The 19,518-nt window shown below is 56.5% G+C and carries 16 protein-coding genes; 5 read left to right on the plus strand and 11 right to left on the minus strand.

Annotated features, from left to right (window positions below; all coding sequences use genetic code 11):
* Positions 1–984 precede the first annotated feature (984 nt).
* The 7 genes from C7386_RS02085 to C7386_RS02115 all read right to left on the minus strand — a co-directional run bounded on the left by C7386_RS02085 (position 985) and on the right by C7386_RS02115 (position 7,365).
* Positions 985–2,583, minus strand: a complete 1,599-nt coding sequence (locus C7386_RS02085; RefSeq protein WP_116704736.1) for an O-antigen ligase family protein — start codon at positions 2,581–2,583, stop codon at positions 985–987.
* A 5-nt stretch (positions 2,584–2,588) separates the two neighbouring features.
* On the minus strand, positions 2,589–3,095 hold the full coding sequence (locus tag C7386_RS02090; RefSeq protein WP_116704737.1) for a DUF4330 domain-containing protein: 507 nt from the start codon (positions 3,093–3,095) through the stop codon (positions 2,589–2,591).
* A 68-nt stretch (positions 3,096–3,163) separates the two neighbouring features.
* The gene (locus C7386_RS02095) at positions 3,164–3,382 is read right to left on the minus strand and encodes a hypothetical protein (protein ID WP_116704738.1); all 219 of its coding nucleotides are present in this window, start codon (positions 3,380–3,382) and stop codon (positions 3,164–3,166) included.
* A 64-nt stretch (positions 3,383–3,446) separates the two neighbouring features.
* Positions 3,447–4,349, minus strand: coding sequence for a 4-(cytidine 5'-diphospho)-2-C-methyl-D-erythritol kinase (gene ispE / locus C7386_RS02100; RefSeq protein WP_116704739.1), 903 nt, complete (start codon positions 4,347–4,349; stop codon positions 3,447–3,449).
* A 19-nt stretch (positions 4,350–4,368) separates the two neighbouring features.
* A complete protein-coding gene (locus tag C7386_RS02105) occupies positions 4,369–5,172 on the minus strand; it encodes a PHP domain-containing protein (protein WP_116704740.1) in 804 nt (267 codons plus the stop codon).
* A 12-nt stretch (positions 5,173–5,184) separates the two neighbouring features.
* A complete protein-coding gene (locus tag C7386_RS02110; protein ID WP_116704741.1) occupies positions 5,185–6,078 on the minus strand; it encodes a CPBP family intramembrane glutamic endopeptidase in 894 nt (297 codons plus the stop codon).
* Positions 6,079–6,153: 75 nt separating this feature from the next.
* A complete protein-coding gene (locus C7386_RS02115) occupies positions 6,154–7,365 on the minus strand; it encodes an acetate/propionate family kinase (RefSeq protein ID WP_110435410.1) in 1,212 nt (403 codons plus the stop codon).
* A 165-nt stretch (positions 7,366–7,530) separates the two neighbouring features.
* Between C7386_RS02115 and C7386_RS02120 the strand changes: the two genes are divergently transcribed.
* The 3 genes from C7386_RS02120 to C7386_RS02130 all read left to right on the plus strand — a co-directional run bounded on the left by C7386_RS02120 (position 7,531) and on the right by C7386_RS02130 (position 10,626).
* The gene (locus tag C7386_RS02120) at positions 7,531–8,697 is read left to right on the plus strand and encodes a nucleotidyltransferase family protein (RefSeq protein WP_165815430.1); all 1,167 of its coding nucleotides are present in this window, start codon (positions 7,531–7,533) and stop codon (positions 8,695–8,697) included.
* Positions 8,698–8,763: 66 nt separating this feature from the next.
* Positions 8,764–9,507, plus strand: a complete 744-nt coding sequence (locus C7386_RS02125) for a DUF554 domain-containing protein (protein ID WP_110435412.1) — start codon at positions 8,764–8,766, stop codon at positions 9,505–9,507.
* A 75-nt stretch (positions 9,508–9,582) separates the two neighbouring features.
* Positions 9,583–10,626, plus strand: coding sequence for an alcohol dehydrogenase (locus C7386_RS02130; protein ID WP_110435413.1), 1,044 nt, complete (start codon positions 9,583–9,585; stop codon positions 10,624–10,626).
* A 112-nt stretch (positions 10,627–10,738) separates the two neighbouring features.
* On the opposite strand, the gene C7386_RS02135 is transcribed toward C7386_RS02130, so the two are convergent.
* Positions 10,739–12,262, minus strand: a complete 1,524-nt coding sequence (locus C7386_RS02135) for a 4Fe-4S dicluster domain-containing protein (protein ID WP_110437149.1) — start codon at positions 12,260–12,262, stop codon at positions 10,739–10,741.
* Between the two features lie 419 nt (positions 12,263–12,681).
* Between C7386_RS02135 and C7386_RS02140 the strand changes: the two genes are divergently transcribed.
* Positions 12,682–13,173, plus strand: a complete 492-nt coding sequence (locus C7386_RS02140; protein WP_110435414.1) for an RNA polymerase sigma factor — start codon at positions 12,682–12,684, stop codon at positions 13,171–13,173.
* Positions 13,157–14,233: a DUF4179 domain-containing protein gene (locus C7386_RS02145; RefSeq protein ID WP_110435415.1), complete on the plus strand. Its 1,077-nt coding sequence runs from the start codon at positions 13,157–13,159 to the stop codon at positions 14,231–14,233. The genes C7386_RS02140 and C7386_RS02145 overlap by 17 nt, the downstream gene beginning before the upstream one ends.
* A gap of 388 nt (positions 14,234–14,621) precedes the next feature.
* Here the strand turns inward: C7386_RS02145 and C7386_RS02150 are convergent, their stop codons facing one another.
* The 3 genes from C7386_RS02150 to C7386_RS02160 all read right to left on the minus strand — a co-directional run bounded on the left by C7386_RS02150 (position 14,622) and on the right by C7386_RS02160 (position 19,440).
* The gene (locus C7386_RS02150) at positions 14,622–16,892 is read right to left on the minus strand and encodes an S-layer homology domain-containing protein (RefSeq protein ID WP_110435416.1); all 2,271 of its coding nucleotides are present in this window, start codon (positions 16,890–16,892) and stop codon (positions 14,622–14,624) included.
* Between the two features lie 164 nt (positions 16,893–17,056).
* A complete protein-coding gene (locus C7386_RS02155) occupies positions 17,057–18,091 on the minus strand; it encodes a tyrosine-type recombinase/integrase (RefSeq protein WP_158557246.1) in 1,035 nt (344 codons plus the stop codon).
* Positions 18,092–18,288: 197 nt separating this feature from the next.
* On the minus strand, positions 18,289–19,440 hold the full coding sequence (locus tag C7386_RS02160) for a 3-phosphoglycerate dehydrogenase family protein (protein ID WP_116704742.1): 1,152 nt from the start codon (positions 19,438–19,440) through the stop codon (positions 18,289–18,291).
* Positions 19,441–19,518: the final 78 nt, after the last annotated feature.

A 19,518-nucleotide genomic window follows, 5' to 3' on the forward strand; every position in this document is an offset into this window, starting at 1 on the left:
GAAGTTTTGTAAAATGCAAAAGCGAGAGTTCGTTAAGTTTAAGTAAAGTGTGTTTTTTCTGGTAAAATCTTTGTTAAATACGGATTTTCGCCTGCGATTCAGCGGGAGTTGCGCTCTGCGGAGCGCAGGAACGTGCGGCGCCCGCCGCAGGGGCAAAAAGGAAGGGACACCTGCGTTTTCCCTTCCTCTTTGAACTCCTGCCTTTCCCTTGGATAGTCTGGCGCAGATTGCCGACATGTGACCGCTCTGAAATAGGGGAACGGGAGCGGATTTTTTCTACCGTGTTTTTCGTAACCTGTTCGCAGTGTCAGATACATTACTGCTACACATGTGATTTCATCTAAGCAGGCGCGGCACAAGGTGAATTGCCCGAAGGGCAAGAGAGGGTCCCCTGGGGGATAGCAGTGCCGCGCAATTCGTTAGCGCGTTATGATAGACAGCACCTACGAAGATAAATTATACCAAACGCCTAAATTCGCAGGTGCCTTCCGGTATAACGCGCAAAAAAATTGCGCGGCACTGTCATGCCGCGCCTTGCGCAGAGTAGCCCGTATGTGTAGCAGTACGCTATCTGTGAACTGCGAATATTTTACGAAACAAACGCAAGAGTATCCCGACTGCCGTTCCCCTATTTCTGAGCGGTCACATATCGGCAATCTGCGCCAGACTCTCCCCAAAGGAAGTGGGAGTTAAGAGGGTAGAAACCTTGGTGTCTACCCTCTTGCCCCGCCGCGGGGCGCGGCACGCTCCCGCCGCGGGGGCGGCGAATCCCCGCGCTCCGCAGAGCGCAACTCTCCGCTGAGGTTCAGCAAAAAAGACTGCCGCCCGGACAGGGTGAACCGCCCGTGCGGTTCAAGTACCCCGCTGGGTCGGTGCAGAAAAGGAGCCGCCCGTCAGGGGCGAACACGCTAACGCAGTTCGTATGCCCCGCCGAGTCAGTGCCGAGAAAAAAAGAGAACCCTCTCACGAAGGTTCTCTAAAAAATCAGTTTTTTCGCTTTCGAAAGTACCCGAGGTACATAACCGCTGCCGCCATGCTCCAGAAATACGCCATCATATACGGCACCTCGAAGATATTCTCGAAGTAGCAGTGCACCAGCACGCCGCACATGCCTGCGAACATGGAAACCGCCAGCACGCGCGTGCGGTCGCCCTTGGTGTAGCCGGTACGACCGATCGAGCGCAGGCTCCACAGCACCAGACCGAACAGCAGCAGGATAAAGAATGCCAGACCGAGATAACCCATCTCGACCAGCGTTTTCAGATAATAGTTATCCATGTAGAAGTAGGAGAAATCCTTGGTCTCCTCGATGACCTTGTTCTGCATGGCAACCGCGCCGCCGAAGCGGCCGAGGCCGAAGCCGAGCACCGGATTGCTCTCCTGCAGCAGCTTAAGACCCTTGGACCAGCGAATAACACGACCTGCACGGCGGCTTGCCGCAAGGTAATCCGCGGTAAACAGATAGGTGATGCGGTTCGCAATAGACGGGATTGCCAGCAGTGCACCGACACCGGCCACGCCCATCAAAGCGATCAAACGACGGTCCAGAAAGATGGCGAAGATTACAACAGCTACTGCCAGACCGCCCCAGGCACCCTTGGAAAAGGTGAAAATGCAGCTCAGGCACATCATGCCGGTCGCGCAGATAGCCAGCACCTTGACCCACATTTTACTGCTGTAATATGCAAGGCCTGCCACCATCGGGGCAAACAGCACCAGCAGACTGCCCATGATATTCGGGCTGCCGGTGAGCGAGTACACACGCGTACGCACGCTGGCCTCAGTCTGGGAGACCCAGCTCGACGGGATCGGCGCGGCTACGATATACTGATAAATACCGTGCGCCGCAATGCAAAGCGCCATCACGACGAGCGCACCGTAGAATACCGCGAAATCACGGTCGTTCTCAATCAGGCGGGTGACGAGGAAGAACCAGAACAGGTACTCCACAACCGCACGGTAGCCCGCTACCGCGATATGCGTATTCGGAGAAACCGCACACATCAGGAAAAAGCCGACCGCGATGAACAGCAGCAGATAGGCATCCACCGGCGTAGCACGCGAGCCGAGCGGCGCACGCTTCATCGCCATGTGCCACAGGATGTACGCAAATGCAGCAAGCATCAGACACTCATCCCACACAGATGCCACAAACGACGGCAGATAACCGGCGTCCGACACCCAGCGGACAGCGGAATCGAGCGGCAGATACATCGCCAGACAAATCAGCAGCAGACCGCGCATGCCGACGAACCTGCAGGCTCTGCCGATCAGGCCGCCGCCTGCGACACGCTCAATCGGCCGCCAGACGGCAAGGCAGATGCGGTAGATCAGGCTGTTTGCCGCAATTCCGCCCAGTTTTTCGACAAACCGGCGCAGCGCTGCCAGAATCCGCGCATAGGTGCTGTTCGCCGCTGTACATATCGGTGCCGCGCAGAATTTATTCCACAGACGGCAGAATACCGAGCCTGGGTACGCCTGTCGGATACGGTTAAAGAATCCCGCGATAGCGCCCTCGTGGTACCATGCGCGCAGACACATCAGCAGCCGCACGAACAGACTGTTTTCAAATAACGCTTTCATAGGCTTTAATTATCCGCAATATCGACCGAATCAATGTTGCCGGTCGTCTCAAAATCGTTGGTCTTTACAATGAATGTACGGCCTGCACGCACCTCCTGCGTACCGATGGCCGGTGCAGGCGTACCCTTGGAAACCTTGGTCGTGATGGTGAATACCAGATCCTTCTTCTCCGGATCGGTTGCCGTTACAATGCGGCCGTCAGCGGTGGTAACCTGCTGATTGTAATCCTCGATCTTCATATCAGTGATCTGCGCATTGACATAGCTGTTGCCGTTTACCAGCGACTTGCCTACCTGACTGTTGCGCTGCACCTCGTTTACCAGGAACGGCGTTGCACCGCGTACGCGGACGGTCATCGTCAGGGAGACTTGCGGAGACGCAACCTCCTTGATCTGCTTAGCAAACAGCTTGTAGCCGACACCCGCTACGACAGCGATCGCAGCGACCAGCACCAGCAGATCGACAACATTGATGATGCCGAACAGCTTGCCCTTTTCGTTAATGATCTTCATAAATTTCCTCCGTTGGCAAATGAATTTCGTGTTTCACTGTGTCATTATACCATAGAGAGCGTTAAAAGTTAAGTGTTATCTTTGTGGCGAAACAAATCAACAAGGAAAGAGCGGAACTCGATTTTCTCGCTGTTTCCCGCATCCTTTCCTGCCGCCTCCTCGCAGGTGATGGAAAACGCCGTACACCACCATGCCGCACGAGGACTCTGCGGCGCAAACGCCGACCAGAACAGCACAAGAACCGCTGTCAGCACTGCCGCGAGTGCCTTTCTATCCTGTTTCTGCATAACAAAACCGCCTTTCTGCATCCGGTGTACCCAGTATGCCCGAAAGGCGGCTTTCTATACCCGTTTAATTGCAGGTTTCCGTCAGGAATGTATCTGCGAAACGGCGACGCAGCATTTTCGCTGCCGTTTTGGCGCGGCTCTCATCCGAGAACAGGCCGTACACGGTCGGGCCGGAGCCGCTCATCAGCGTACCGTCCGCACCGTTTTCTGCGAGAAACGACTTGATTTCACCGATCTGGCGGCGTTTTGCCGCCGTAACGGTCTCCATCACGTTGGACAGGTACGCGCACACGCCCTCGTAATCTCCCTGATCGAGTGCAGCCATCATGCCCTTGTTGTCCGGATGCTCGAGGATATCCACGCTGTCGATCTCCTGATAGACCTCCTTGGTCGGCACCGCAAACGGCGGCTTGCACAGCACGACCCAGCAGTGCGGCATATCGGGCAGCAGGCTCAACTCCTCGCCGATGCCCTGCGCCAGCATGGTGCCGCCGCGCAAGCAGAACGGCACATCGGCACCCAGTTTAAGTCCCATCTCGCACAGCTCGTCGTCGGTCAGACCGGCTGTATGCAATGCGTTGAGCGCACGCAGTACAGCCGCCGCGTCCGTCGAGCCGCCTGCCAGACCTGCCGCAACCGGAATGCGCTTTTCGATATGAATCTCGCAGGTTTCGAGTAGTGCGCCGGTCTCCTTGTAGAACAGCTCCGCCGCACGGTACGCCAGATTGCGCTCATCGGTCGGCAGAAACGGCAGGCTGCAGCTCAGCACGATGCCGCGCGGCTTTTTCTCGCCGTGGATGGTGGTAACGCGCACGGTATCGTGCAGCGCGATCGACTGCATGACCATCTCCACCGTGTGGTAGCCGTCCTCCCGCCGTCCGGTGACGTCGAGCGTCAAGTTGATCTTTGCACGGGCACGAACGGTCGTATCCGCGTGTGTAATTTCCTGCTTTCTTCCAAAAAACATGTTATTTCAGCCTCTACATTTATTTCAGTGCGATCTGCACCGGTTTGCGCTCTCGGAACACGGTAACGTGGGTAAAGCCTGCGTCGAGTGCATTCTTCACGCAGTCGTCTACGCCGCGCGCCACGGTGTCCAGCGTGTGCGAATCCGAGCCGATCGAGATGCGCTCGCCGCCCATGCGCTTGTATTCGTACAGAATATTCTGCGGTGGACCGACTTTTTTCTGCCAGCCCGCAATGCCGGCAGCATTCAGCTCAAGCGCATAGCCATGGTCGATGCACGAGCGCAGCACCTGCTGGACGCGGTCCATATAATTGTCAAACGACGGGATATAGTCGCCGTGCTTCATCACGCGCAGCGGATAGTCAATATGTGCCAGCACATCAAAGCCGCCGTGCTCCTCGAGCAGCAGCAGCTGATCGAAATACTCGTGCAGGAACTTGTCGCAGTCCATATTCGGAAAGTCGTGAAAGTAGATATCCAGATCGTTCGGCATAGCATGCAGCGAGCCGATGACCATATCGAACGGATGCGTGCGGACAAAATCGTCCGCGTCCGGTGTGGCGTGCATCTGGCCTATCTCCATACCCGCCAGAACCTCAATACCGCCGTTCCCTGCCGGACGGCGCTTTTCCCATACCTCGCGCGCACAGGCTTCCGGGTCACGGTTGTCGCGCGTGCCGCCCGAACGCAGAAAATCCAGATGATCGGTAATGCCGATGATATCCAGTCCGGCCTGCTCGCAGGCCTGAATTTTATCGTCGATGGACTGCGGATACTGGGCGTCAGCCGAATATTCGGTGTGCATATGCAGGTCTACCCGCATGGACGTTCCTCCTTATAGATAATTGAACACGGTCTGTACAAAGCAGGCGACGATCAGTAGAAACATGCCTGCATTCTGCAAAACGGCTTTAAGCGACGGCGCACAGGGTCCGTGCAGCCAGACCTGCTGTTTTCTGCCGCGAACGAGCAGGATCATGCCGATCACCAGCATCGCCATCCAGAACAGGCCGAGCGCCGACTGCGCGGCTATGGTATCCGGCAGCAGCATGGGCACCACCGAGCCGATGATGTTGAACAGCATGTGCAGCAACACCGAGGTGCGCAGCAGTCCGGTGCGGTAGTACGCGTAGGACAGCAGCAGACCGAGCGCAAAGGCGTAGAAAAACTGCTCCAGATTGGCGTGATACAGGCCGAACAGCAGTGCAGAAATGAAGGCGCCCGGCTTCTGCCCGTACCGCGCAAGACGGCCGGCCAGCAGACCGCGGAACACCAGCTCCTCACACAGCGGACCGATGATGCAGGCACCGAGAACGATGGCCGCCATCGGCATCTGCGAAAAGCTCTCGTCCACCATGCCGACCGGATCACGTCCGGTCAGAGCGTAGACCATGTCGTTGATATTCGTGCCGATGAGCGAACCGAGCCACATCAGCGCACAGCCGATGACAAACCACCGGCCCATACGCTTTGCGCCTGCCCGCTCCCTGCAGAACGGCATCGGCGGTGTTTTGCGCCATATACAGAACACGATCGGCAGCGATACCGCATAATGTCCGACGAGCAGCAGCAGGTAATACAGCGTTTCCGGCATGCGGAACGGCAGGATCCAGCCGTCCAGCCAGTACAGGCCGAACTGCCAGAGGATCGACCACAGCATGATCGCCAGCACGGAAAATCCCAGCTTCGAGCAGTAGCGGCGCTCCTGCGGGATATCAATTTGCTCCATAAAAGTTTCCTCTCCGGGCAAAAACAGAGGCGGAGCCTATGCTCCGCCCCCATATTTGTCTAATTGACGAAAGACTTACTGAGCCTTGGCCTCGTTTACCAGACGCTCGGTATCCTTGGCGATCATAAGCTCCTCGTTGGTCGGAATAACCAGAACGCGAACGCGTGCCCAGTCGATGGAGATATCCATCTGCTTGCCGCGGTACTTGTTCTTCTCCGGGTCGATCTTGATGCCGAGGTACTCGAGGTGCTCGCAGACATCCCAGCGAACCGAACGGTCGTTCTCGCCTACGCCTGCGGTGAAGATGATAGCGTCTACGCCGCCCATCTCAGCAACGTAGGAACCGATGATCTTCTTAACGGACAGGTTGAACATATCCTTCGCCAGAGCAGCACGCGCGTTGCCGTCAGCAACAGCAGCATCCAGATCGCGGAAGTCGGAGGATACGCCGGAGATACCCAGCATACCGGACTTCTTGTTCAGGATATTGATGACCTCGTGTGCGTCCATGTGCTCGTGCTCAGCCAGGAACTCGATGATAGCCGGGTCGATGTTGCCGGCACGGGTGCCCATCGGCAGACCGTCCAGCGGAGTAAAGCCCATGGAGGTATCGAAGCTCTTGCCGCCATTGATTGCGCAGATAGAAGAACCATTGCCGAGGTGGCAGGTGATCAGGCGCAGCTCCTCGAGCGGACGACCGAGCATCTCAGCAGCCTGCTGAGAAACGTACTTGTGGCTGGTGCCGTGGAAGCCGTAGCGGCGGATCTTGTACTTCTCGTAATACTCATACGGTACTGCGTACATATAGTGGGACTGCGGCATGGTCTGATGGAATGCGGTATCGAATACTGCAACCATCGGAACATCCGGGCCCATAACCTCGCGGCAAGCCTCGATGCCGGTCAGGTTAGGCGGATTGTGAAGCGGTGCCAGCGGTACGCAGTCCTCGATAGCCTTGATGACCTTCTCGGTGATGATAACGCTGTCCGAGAAGAACTCGCCGCCGTGTACAACGCGGTGACCTACTGCGTCGATCTCGCTCATAGAGGAGATGACACCCTTTTCCGGATCGAGCAGAATGTTGATAACAGACTGGATCGCTTCCTTGTGGGTGGGCATTGCGATGTCAAACTTGAACTTCTCATCGGACTTGTTGCCGGTGTGGGTCAGCACACCGTCGATGCCGATGCGCTCGCACAGGCCCTTCGCCATTACCTCGCCCGACTCGGTGTCGAGCAGCTGGTACTTCAGCGAAGAACTGCCAGCGTTGATTACCAATACTTTCATTTGCGAAAACTCCCTTATGCCGTATTTGGCGGCTTGCATAAAGCCGCGGAAGCCTATATAATAATGCTATATTTTTATTCTACACGATTCTTTGCAAATGTACAACCCCTTTTTCGAGGTTTTTACCTTGCAGACCGCTGTCATCTCACTGAAAGGAGCACCGTCATGACCGTATGCGGCATCACCGCCGAGTATAATCCGTTTCACACGGGGCATCTGCACCACATTGCCGAAACCCGGCGCAGCCTCGGCGAAAACGCCGTGATCGTATGCGTGATGAGCGGCAATTTCGTCCAGCGCGGCGATTTTGCCGTGCTGGATAAGTATGCGCGTGCCGAAATGGCCGTGCGCTGCGGCGCTGACCTCGTGGTTGAACTGCCGCTTGCGGCGGCGCTGTCCTCGGCGGAGGGCTTCGCCAAGGGTGCGGTGCAGACGCTGCATGCACTCGGGTGCGGCACGGTGTCGTTCGGCGCGGAGACTGCGGATACGGATTTGCTTTTACAGGCAGCAGAACTCTTGAACAGCCTGCCGATGAAGGGAGAATCCGGCTCTCCGCACCTGTCCTACGCCGCCAGACGGCAGGAAGAACTCAGCAAAGTCAACAAACAGGCTGCCGTTCTTTTGGATAACCCGAACAACACGCTCGCCGTGGAATACTGCCGCTTCCTGCTCCCGCTCGGGATGCGCCCGCTTGCGGTGCTCCGGCAGGGCGCGGCCCACGATGCGCGTGCGCCGCACAGCGGCTTTGCCTCAGCGAGTCTGCTGAGAGCGCATTTGCGAGATGGCGATTTCGCGTTCTGCGCACCGTTCCTGCCGCCTGCGGCTCGCGCCGTGTGGAAGAAGGCCGCAGATTGCGGTGAAGCGCCGGTCGCTCTGCCGGAGGACACACTGCTCGCGCTGCTGCGGACGGCACTCTATCAGGGCAGACTGCGGACCGGCTCGGCAGACGGCTTTGACGAGCGGCTGTGCAAGGCGGTCTATACGGCACATTCGTTCTCGGATGCTGTAGAAAAGGCTCGAACGCGGCGGTTTCCGGCGGCTCGTGTGCGCCGTGCGCTCCTGCGGTCTGTGCTCGGTGTGGAGACGGACGCACCTGTCTCCCCGGCTTATCTGCGCGTACTGGCGCTCGGTGTGCGCGGACGGGCGGCGCTCAAGCAGGCTGCCCTGCCCGTTATCGTCAAGCCGGCAACGGAAAAACGGCTTTCCGACGCTCTACAGCCCGCTTTGCGCCGCGACACGTTCGCGGATGATCTGTTTGCGCTTGCACTTCCTGATCCCGAACGGAGAATCGGCGGCGGACATTTCCGCAAAACGCCGTTTTGTCTGCGCTGAATTGACAATCCTCTCATTTTGCTTTACAATAAACTTTAGCGTTGTAAAGTGAAACGAGGGGATTTTATGATTGGTCTTGGAACCATTGTAAATGTTGGCACGGTGCTTATAGGCACTACGATCGGTATACTGTTAAAAAACGGTCTGCCGAAACGCTTTGAAAAAACGGTCATGCAGGGACTGGGACTAAGCACCTGCTTTATCGGTATAGGCGGAACACTCAGCGAAGTATTGACCATACAGGATGGCGAAATCGGCACCCAGCATACCATGCTGATTATACTCTGTCTGGCACTCGGCGCTGTCATCGGTGAAGCGCTGAATATCGAGCAGCGACTGGAGGATTTCGGTGCATTCTGTCAATCACACTTTGCTGCCAAAGGGGACAGCCGATTTGTTGAAGGCTTCGTTACCGCATCTCTTCTGTTTTGTGTCGGTGCAATGTCAATTGTCGGTGCATTAAACGATGGTCTGAATGGTGACCCAACCATGCTGATTGCCAAGGCTATTCTGGATGGTGTTGCCTCGATTCTCTTCGCCGCATCTCTCGGCAAGGGCGTATACCTGTCTATTGTGCCGATTTTCTTCTATCAAGGCGGCATTACATTGATGGCACGATTCATCCGTCCCTGGCTGACCGATGTCTTGATCGGTCAAATGTCGTGTGTCGGCTCCGTGCTGATTTTTGCCATTAGCTTGAATCTCATCTTCAACAGCAAGCTGCGCGTCGGCAATCTGCTGCCTGCGATCTTCCTGCCGGTGCTGTTTTTCTTTCTGGCGCAGTTTTTCCCGACTCTCGGCACCTTATAAAATCGACACAGTTTGACTTTCTTTTCGCCCTCCCGTATAATGGATATAACATTTAACGAAACGGAGCCGTAAACTATGCTCGCTTACACTTATCGAAAACAGGGTGAGTTTGCCCTGCAGAACAAGCCGGAACCCGTTCTCACGCATGCAGGAGACGCGGTGGTGCGCGTTACCATGTCGAGCATCTGCACGAGCGATCTGCACATCAAGCACGGCTCGGTGCCGCGTGCCGTCCCCGGTATTACGGTCGGCCATGAGATGGTCGGCGTAGTCGAGCAGGTCGGTTCGGCAGTCAAAACCGTCAAGCCCGGCGACCGTGTAGCCGTCAACGTGGAGACGTTCTGCGGACACTGCTTTTTCTGTCAGCACGGCTTTGTCAACAACTGCACTGATCCCAACGGCGGCTGGGCACTCGGCTGCCGGATTGACGGCGGTCAGGCGGAGTACGTCCGCGTGCCGTATGCCGATCAGGGTCTGACTGTCATTCCCGACCGGGTTTCCGACCGGCAGGCGCTGTTTGCCGGCGATGTACTCGCCACCGGCTACTGGGCAGCCAGGATTTCCGAGATCCGGCAGGGCGACACCGTGCTTATCCTCGGTGCCGGACCCACCGGCATCTGCACCATGCTGTGCGCCATGCTGCATCACCCGCACAGGATCATCATCTGTGACCCCGATCCGGCGCGGCTGCGCTTTGTGCGCGAGCACTATCCGGATGTGCTGACCATCACGCCCGAGCACGCGCAGGAGTTTGTGCAGCTCAACAGCCCGCACGGTGGCGCGGATGTGGTCTGCGAAGTGGCAGGCTCGGACGACAGCTTCCGTCTCGCGTGGGAGTGCGCCCGACCGAATGCGATCGTCTCGATTGTTGCACTGTACGACAAGCCGCAGACGCTTCCGCTGCCCGATATGTACGGCAAGAACCTCACGTTCAAGACCGGCGGCGTGGATGGCTGCGACACCGCAGAAATCCTGCGGCTGATCGAGTGCGGTCAGCTGGATACCACACCGCTCATCACGCATATTTTCCCGCTGAATGAGATCGAAGCGGCGTACGATCTGTTTGAGAAGCGCCGCGACGGGGTCATGAAGGTGGCAATTACGCCGCCGGAAAAATAATTGAGGATTGAAAATGGAGAATGGGCCACATGGTTTACCATTCTCCATTCCGCACCAATACAGCAGAAAAGCCACCGTATCATCCGATACGGTGGCTTTTATAGCATTATTTTTAATCAACCAGCTTATCCAGCTCGGCAACATGATGCGTGCCGGTCGCGGTCTGGTGCTCCGCCTGCTTGGCGTACAGACCGACCACGGTCGCGGACTTCTTGATGGACTGCATCGTGCCTGCACCGGCTACACAGCCGCCCGGGCATGCCATGCCTTCGAGCAGATAACCGTTGTACTTGCCGGCCTTGGCGGCCATCAGCAGCTTGCGGCAGTCGCGCAGACCCTCGGCGTTGGCGACCTTGATCTCGCGGTCCGGGTATTTCTCGTTGATGACGTTGACAACGGCCTTGGCTACGCCGCCGGATACCGCAAAGTTACGGCCGTCCGTGGATGCATCGTTGATGCCGTGCGGGTCCTCCTTGAGAGTTTCCACGTCGATATGGCGTGCGGCGAAAATGCCTGCCATCTCCTCGAACGTCAGCACGAAATCGACCTCGCTTCGTACATCCGAACGCATTGCTTCGAGCTTCTTTGCCGCGCACGGGCCGATAAACGCAACCTTTGCGCCCGGCTGATGGTGCTTGACCAGTCGAGCGGTCAGCGTCATCGGCGTGAGGGCCATCGAGATGCAGTTGGCCTGTTCCGGGAACAGCTTCTTTGCCATCATCGACCACGCCGGACAGCAGGAAGTCGCCATGAACGGCAGCTTCTCCGGTACTTCCTCTACGAAGTCCTCGGCCTCCTGTGCGGCGCACAGGTCAGCGCCGATGGCAACCTCGATAATATCGGCAAAGCCGAGGCGCTTCATCGCGGCACGCAGCTTGCCCGGTGTCATCTTCGGGCCGAACTGGCCGACAAACGCCGGTGCGACAGCGGCGTAGACACGCTCGCCCGCCTGAATGGCGCGGATCATCTGGAAAATCTGCGATTTATCGGCAATCGCGCCGAACGGGCAGTTTACAAGGCACTGGCCGCAGGAAACGCACTTCTCATAATCAATATCGGCTCTGCCATTGCAGTCGCTGTGGATGGCATCCATGCCGCAGGCTGCCGCGCACGGGCGCTCCTGACGGATGATGGCGTGATACTGACAGACATCCATGCAGCGGCCGCACTTGATGCACTTCTCCTGATCGATAACAGAACGGCCGTTGAAGCGGTCGAGCGATACTGCGCCCTTGGGACATACCTCAACGCACGGATGCGCCATGCAGCCCTGACATGCGTCCGTAACCATGACCTCATTTTCCTTGCAGGCGTGGCATGCGAACTTGATGACGTTGATGAGCGGCGGCGTGTAGTAGGTTTCCTCGCGGGTGGCAGCCTCGATGTTGTCGGACAGCGGCGCGTGCTCGGCAGCACTGCGGCACGGCAGACCCATCGCCAGACGCAGACGTTCGCCGACGATAGCGCGCTCGAGGAAAATATCGTTGCGGATATTGCCCACTTCGCCCGGCATGATGTCGAACGGCAGTGCTTCGATGCGGCGGTCGGTCGGCCACTCCGTATGGTACGCCATACGGGCAACCTCGGTGAAAATGCGGTGGCGGATCTCCTGAATACGGGTTTCTACACCTCTCATAGCCATAGTTTGTTTTATCCTCCTAATCCATATCGACCCGGAAAATCGGGTCGTCCCTGTCATACTATCTTGTGAGCGCTCCCGGCAGAGCGCACGAGTTCTTATAACAGGATACCATAAACAGGGCTTTCTGCAAAGGGTATTTGTAGATTTTTTAACAATTACTTTGTTACAATTTTACCTGTGTTTTTTGGGCATTCTGTTGAAAAACAACGCGCAGACGGACAGGTGTCTTTCTATCCCTTGCAAAATCGAAGGTTTTACGCTTGACGAAAAGCGAGAAGTACGCTCTGCGGCGCGCGGGAACGGTGCCCACTAACACATTTATGTTATAATAAATTTATCCTCTCTGTCAGGATACGCAGTCCGCAATCGTATTATAGGTGAAGCAACGTTGCTTTCCAAAGGAGCTGAAACCAATGAAACAATTTGACAGGGCAGACGCCGAACGTCTGGTGCAGACGTACTCCGACCTGATCCTGCGGCTGGCTTACACCTATTTGAAGTCAACCCACGATGCTGAGGACATCTGCCAGAATATCTTCCTCAAGCTGCTGACCGGCGGTCAAACCTTTGACAGTCCGGCGCACGAAAAAGCGTGGATCATCCGCGCGACCGCCAACGCCTGCAAGGACAGCCTGCGCGCCGCGCACCGGCGCAATGTCGGTCTGGAAGCCGCTGCCGCGACACCCGCGCCTGCCGCACCGGATTCCGATGTGCTCGATGCGGTGATGGCGCTGCCGCGCAAATACCGTGAAGCAGTCTATCTGCACTACTACGAGGGCTATTCCGTGCGCGAAATCGCGTCTCTGCTCGGTCAGAGCGAGTCTGCCGTTTCCGCACACCTGAGCCGCGGGCGCAAAAGCCTGCGCACCACCTTGGGAGGGGATCTTTATGAACAGAGAGTATAACGATAACAAAATGTATAATTCTGCACTGGACGAGCTGCGCTTCTCCGAAGAAGCGAAAAGCCGCATGGTCGATCGCCTGATGGCCGCCGCCGAGCAGCCGGAGCAGCCGGTTGCCATTCATCGTGTACGCCGTTTTCCGCGCATCGCGGCGGTCGGCGTGGCTGCCGCTCTGGTGCTGAGCATCGGTGCGGGTGCAACAGGCGTATTCAAGTCCGCGAGCGACGCATTTGCCGGCGTATTCGGTCCAACAGCAGACACCGAAATCATCGACCAGATCGGCCGCCCAATCGGCGCGAGCGATACGGCGGGCGGCGTGACCGTCACCGCGGATGCGATTCTGTTTGATGGCTACAACTACCTTATCTCCTACACGCTCGAAAAGGAGGACGGTTCGGCGTTCGACTGCACGAAAAACCCGGATACCGGTCTGCTGAATGTGTACTGGAATCGTGCAGACAGCAATATCGGCCTGAATGCGCAAGGCGCAATCGGCAGTAGCTATTTCTATGACGAAAATCCGAATGATAATGCCATTCAGTATGTTGAAACCATGTCGTACACTGACGCAGTTACGACCGGTGGTACAGCAAAGATTATGCTCGGCGACCTGACAGCAGTAACTGATAACGGCGCTGAAACCAAAACCATCGCCGACGGTACCTGGCATCTCAAGTTCAAGCTGGAGGCCGATAACAGCGCGGTTGAACTGCCTGCCGGTCAGTCTATTCAAGTAGGTGGCAAAACCGCAACGATCAATAAAGTCCTGCTCTCGCCTATCGGCTATAACTTTGTCTACACGGTTGATGGCAAAGCACCGTTTGAGAATGCCGAAAGCGGTCAGGAACCCGCCAGCCACCGCGATACATGGGACGCATTTTCCGCAAAACTGCTTATCAATAAGAAGGACGGCACTGTAATCGACGTGCCAGGCAACGGCAGCAGCATGGACCCGCATGACGGCAAGACCGTCTGCACCCGCCAGGGCACGTTCGATACCATTCTCCCGCTTGATGAAGTGGCGTCCGTCACCATCGGTGATACTACGATTCCGGTAAAATAATCGGCGGAGTGCTTGCATTATCGCAAGATCGGTGTTATACTATATTTAAACGATAACACATTATCCATAGGCGTGGAAAACCCCGGAGGGTGCATCCTCCGGGGTTTTCTATTCCATTATACGGCGGCTTAAACCGGGGTTCTGGGAGTCACTTTACCTCCACTCATCGAACCACTTGCAGATGTAGTGTGCGACTACACTTGCCAAGATTGAGTAGATAAACGATAACGTATTGTTATCCACAGGCTGCACCTCCTTCCCGTTGCCGGGACTCGGTAAAGCAACAAGTTTATTATACCATACCGCCGTTTATTCGACAAGATTCGACAAAATGCACCGTAAAGTAAAAAGACCGATGAACCAAGGTTCATCGGTCTTTCTCTTATCTTCAGATCGTCGTCAGCAGCTTTGCGAACTCCGCACGGGTGAACGTACCCTGCGGCTTGATCGTGCCGTCGCTGAAGCCCTGCACCAAACCCTTCTGCATACACAGTGCAACCGCATTTCGGCGGTCCGCCGAGATAGAGCCTGCGTCCTTGACAGACGCCAGCGTCTGTGCGGTTTCGGCATCACTCATGGCCGCAGTGCCGTCCGCCTGCAGCAGATTTGCAAAAAGCTGCATCGCATCCTCGCGAGTCATGGCAGCCGTCGGCCGGAAGTTATCGCTCAGGCCCTCGAGCAGACCGTTTGCATACACCGCGCTGACCGCATCCGAGTACCACTCGCCTGCGCGAACGCCTGCGGGCAGTGCGCCGCTGCCAGACAGACCGCGCTGACGCGCGATGGTCGTGCAGACTTCGGCCGCCGTGATCTTATCGTTCGGACGGAATTTACCGTTCGCGCCGGTCATCAGCTTGCGTTCGGTCACTGTATTGATATACTGCAGTGCCCAGCAGGTACTGCTTACATCGCTGTAGCCGGTCGCAGCAGCCGAAACTTTGGGCGAATACGACGTCATCAACGCCTTATAGCACGCGCTGTTCCGGTTCAGTACATCGGAAAGCTGCTCAAACGTCAGCAGATATTCCTCTGTATAAGCTCGGCGGGAAGCGCTCTCGTATTCGTTGTAAAAATAGGTTACGCCTTTCGTGCTGATGCGCGGATAGCTGTACAGATAAATCGCATGATCGTCCGGCAGCAGCTTCTTGACCGTCTCGATGTAGTCACCGGTCAGCAGGTCGTTCAGTGTGTACTGCGTGCCGGTGTGCAGATCAAACGCCAGACAGTTATTCCATACCGACGAACCGGCGCCTTTGCCGCTCTCGCAGTTGGCCCAGACAACGAGCACCGAGCCTTCCACGGACGCACCGTAGCTGCCCTCGAGCGCATCATACTCGGCGGTAACGGACGGTCCCTTGAGGAAAAACGAGCGGATTTCGCTGTTGATGGTGTTCTGCACCTTTTTGTCGCTCAGGCCGCTGATCTCCGGAAAATCGACATCCCATCCATGCTCCGTGCCGTCCTGCTGATAGCCCATGAACTTTTCGTAATGCACGGTCTTTGCAGTGATGCCGCCGCCAAGGTCGAACGACTTCGGCTGCTCGAACAGCGTTTTGCCGCTGCGCAGATCAATATACTTACGGGTGTCGTCCTGCGTGACGCAGACCACGTTTTCGGTCAGAATGGTCGGGTTCTCCGCCTCTTTAACGGATGCTGCAAAGCCGCCGTTCTTGCGGAAGAAAATCAGTGTGCCGTCTGCGGTGTTGTGCCACGACAGACCGTAGCGCAGCTCGGAGAAGCCGCTGATGTAGCTCAGTGTGCGGTAAGACAGGCTGCCGCCCGCATCCACCGCGGAAACCGAACCGTCCTCACTGCGGGCCGCGTACAGACCCTCGCCCATGTAGGACAGATAGTAATACGTCGGTGCCGTCAGCAGCTTGCCGGTGGTATCCATAATGCCCCAGCGGTTGATCTGACGAACCATTGCTTCGCCGTCATGGAACTCCGAAATGGTGTTGTACAGAAACTCGGTCAGCAGTTTGCCCTCCGAGAGCGAATACAGTGCCTGATTGGTGCCGTTGGTGACGACCACCGTGCTCTCGCCGTAAATCGTCATGTAGGAAGGCGTTACGTCATTCGGCAGAGTGTACAGCACCGTGCCCTTGGTGTCGATCGCCTGATAATCGCCGTCCTGCGTCTGCACAAGCGTTCTGCCGTTTGAGAAGGCACCGGCCTTACGGTAGCTGCCCGAAAAGGCAGTCGAACCATCCTGCTTGACATAGGAATACAGCCCGGTATCCGCATTTCTGCACAGCAGCAGTCCGTCCTCAAAGAAGCCGACCGCGCCCGGATATGAGCCAATGCGCTTGCCGTCAGTCGCATAATACACGCTGTAGTCAGTGTAACGATACGCAACCATCGTATCCGAAAAATCCACCGAAACCGGCGAATCCGTGTATGCAATGACGAGCTTGCCCGTGCGGTCGATCACCGCCGTCTGCCACTGCTCGTTTTCTACGGCAGCGAGTCCGCAGTCCGCGAAATCGCCTGCCTGTGCGTAAGCAAACGGAAGCACGGTCATGCCGTCCTCATCCAGATAGCCTGCGCGTGTCACGCCGTCAATGTCGGTGTACTCTGCCGGAAAAATGGTGCCGGCCGCCGCCGCACTCACCAGCATCACACACGCAACCGCCAGCGCGGAAAGTGTTTTTTTGAACATATGCTTCACCTGTATATTGTGTAAAGTTCTCTATCCTTGTTATTCTTATACAATATACATTATAAGCAATCACGCACGCTCATACAAGGTCAGGCGGCAAAGTGTAACAATGGTGAAACAACCCGCCGGAATGTTACGATTATGTTACATTCCCAGAATGCACATCAGTTTCCGATAATCGGTGTTGCGCTCTTGGCGATGGATACCTTTTCCACATACGGCACATGCGCGTAAACGTTGGCTGTGGTGGAGATGTCGGAATGCCCCAGCCAGTCCTGAATCTGCTTGAGCGAAAAGCCCTGCTGCAGCAAAATCGTTGCAACCGAATGCCGTAAATCATGAAACCGGATACGCGGCAGGCACGCGCGGCGGCACACCCGCTCGAACTCACGCGAAATGTAATCCGGCCGGAGCGGCGAACCGTCCTCACGGCAGCAGACGTAATCGCTCTGGCAGTAGGCTTTGCCATACTTTTTGCGGTTGGCGTTCTGTCTGCGGCGCAGATCGGTCAGATACCGCCGGAGCGAGTCGGACAGCGGCAGCGTCCGATAGCTGGATTTGGTCTTTACGCTGTCCGCGTAGATCACGCGCCCGGAGGACAGCACCGCCGTATGATTGATGACCATGCTCCGTGCCCGAAAATCCACGGCACACCAGCGCAGACCGGCGCACTCGCTGCGGCGCAGACCATAGGTTGCCGCCAGCACAAACGCTGCCTCTGCCGGTGACTGCAGCGCCGCTGCCAGAAAAATGTTGATCTGCGTCCGGTCGTACACCTGTCCTCGAAAGCGCGTCCGCTTGGGCAGCATGACATTATCCGACGGATTCGTCGGGATAATCTGCAGTGCTACCGCGTATTTCAGGCACTTGTGCATGATGGAATGGAACTTGACGATCGAAGTCGGTGAAAGCCCCTGATCGAATTTCAGGTTGACAAAATCCTGAAAATCCATCGGCCGTGCCGTAGCAAGCGTTGTTCCTCGTGCGGTGAAAAACGGCTTGATGTGCTTTTCAAATGCGTAGCGGTAGCCGTCCATCGTGTTCTCGCGCACCTGCGTTTTCATCTGGGTCAGCCAGCGGTCCATGAAGTCTGCAAACGGCGTTTTCGCTTCGGTCGAGTAGCGCAGCCGCATCAGGTCCTCCGGACGCATGATAAAGTGAATGTAGCCGTCCTCCTCGTAAATGCGTATGTTCTCCATTGAGAAGCCTCCTGTAAAAATAGTCATCCTGCAGCATTCGGCAGCACCGCACACTGAAAGCTGCGGTGCTGTCTTATCCTGCATTTCCATATTCTACGAAAATTCGACCAAATTCGACAATATTCAATTTGCACAGAAAAGCAACAAAAAACCGCTCTGAATCTGCATTCAGAGCGGTTTTATCGGTTTTATGGCAATCAGATCGTGCGGACAGAGATCATACCTTCGATTGCGCGCAGCTCGTCGAGGTTGGCCTCGGTCGGAGCCTCTGCGGTATCGATGATGGTGTACGCATAGTCACCCTTGGAACGATTGCCCATATTCTCGATGTTGCAGCGAACAGCGGAGGTGATGGACGCGATCATGTTCGGGATGTTCTTGTGGATCATGCAGATGCGGTAGCCGCCTTCGTACGGAACCTTGAGGTTCGGGAAGTTGACCGAATTGCGGATGGTGCCCTTCTCGAGGTACTCGGTGATCTCGTAAACGGCCATCTTAGCGCAGTTGTCCTCGCTCTCCGGCGTGGACGCACCCAGATGCGGGAGCGTGATGGCATTCTCCTGCTCAAGAATCTCGTCGGAAGCAAAGTCGGAAACGTATGCTGCAACCTTGCCGCTCTCGAGTGCCTTCGCCATTGCCTTGGTGTCAACCAGCTCGCCGCGCGCAAGGTTGATGACGCGAACGCCGTCCTTCATCTTCTCGATCGCCTCTGCGCTGATGGTGTTCTTCGTGTCAGCGTTCAGCGGAACATGAATGGTGATGTAGTCGCAGTTTGCGAAAATCTCGTCCAGCTCGGTAACGTGCTTGACCGAGCGGTCGAGCTTGAGTGCGCCGTCAACCGACAGGTACGGGTCATAGCCCCAGACCTCCATATCCAGGCCAACAGCCGCGTTTGCAACCTTAACGCCGATCGCACCCAGACCGATGATGCCCAGCTTCTTGCCGGCGATTTCCGGGCCTGCGTAGGTGGACTTGCCCTTCTCTGCAGCAGGACCGATATCCGGCGTGCCCTTGAGGCCCTTAACCCAGTTTGCGCCCTGTACCACCTTGCGGGAAGCCAGCAGCAGTGCACAGATAACCAGCTCCTTAACGGCGTTAGCGTTTGCACCCGGCGTGTTGAAGACTACGATGCCTTTCTCGGAGCAGCGGTCGATCGGAATGTTGTTGACACCGGCGCCTGCACGCGCGATGCAGCGCAGGTTCTTCGGGAACTCGACGTCATGCAGCTTGGCAGAACGAACCAGAACGGCATCATAATCGGTGAAATCCTCGGCGCAGGTGTACTTTGCCGGATCGAGATCGTCCAGACCTACCTTCGAGATCTTGTTGTAGAGTTTTACATTATACATAATCGGAATACTCCTCTTTGTTCGATCATTAACCGTAGGGCGCGACGACTCGGCGCGCCCTACGGAATCATGTTCCTA

Origin of the sequence: Agathobaculum butyriciproducens, from assembly GCA_003096535.1 — a bacterium.
GTDB classification, from domain to species: Bacteria; Bacillota; Clostridia; order Oscillospirales; family Butyricicoccaceae; genus Agathobaculum; species Agathobaculum butyriciproducens.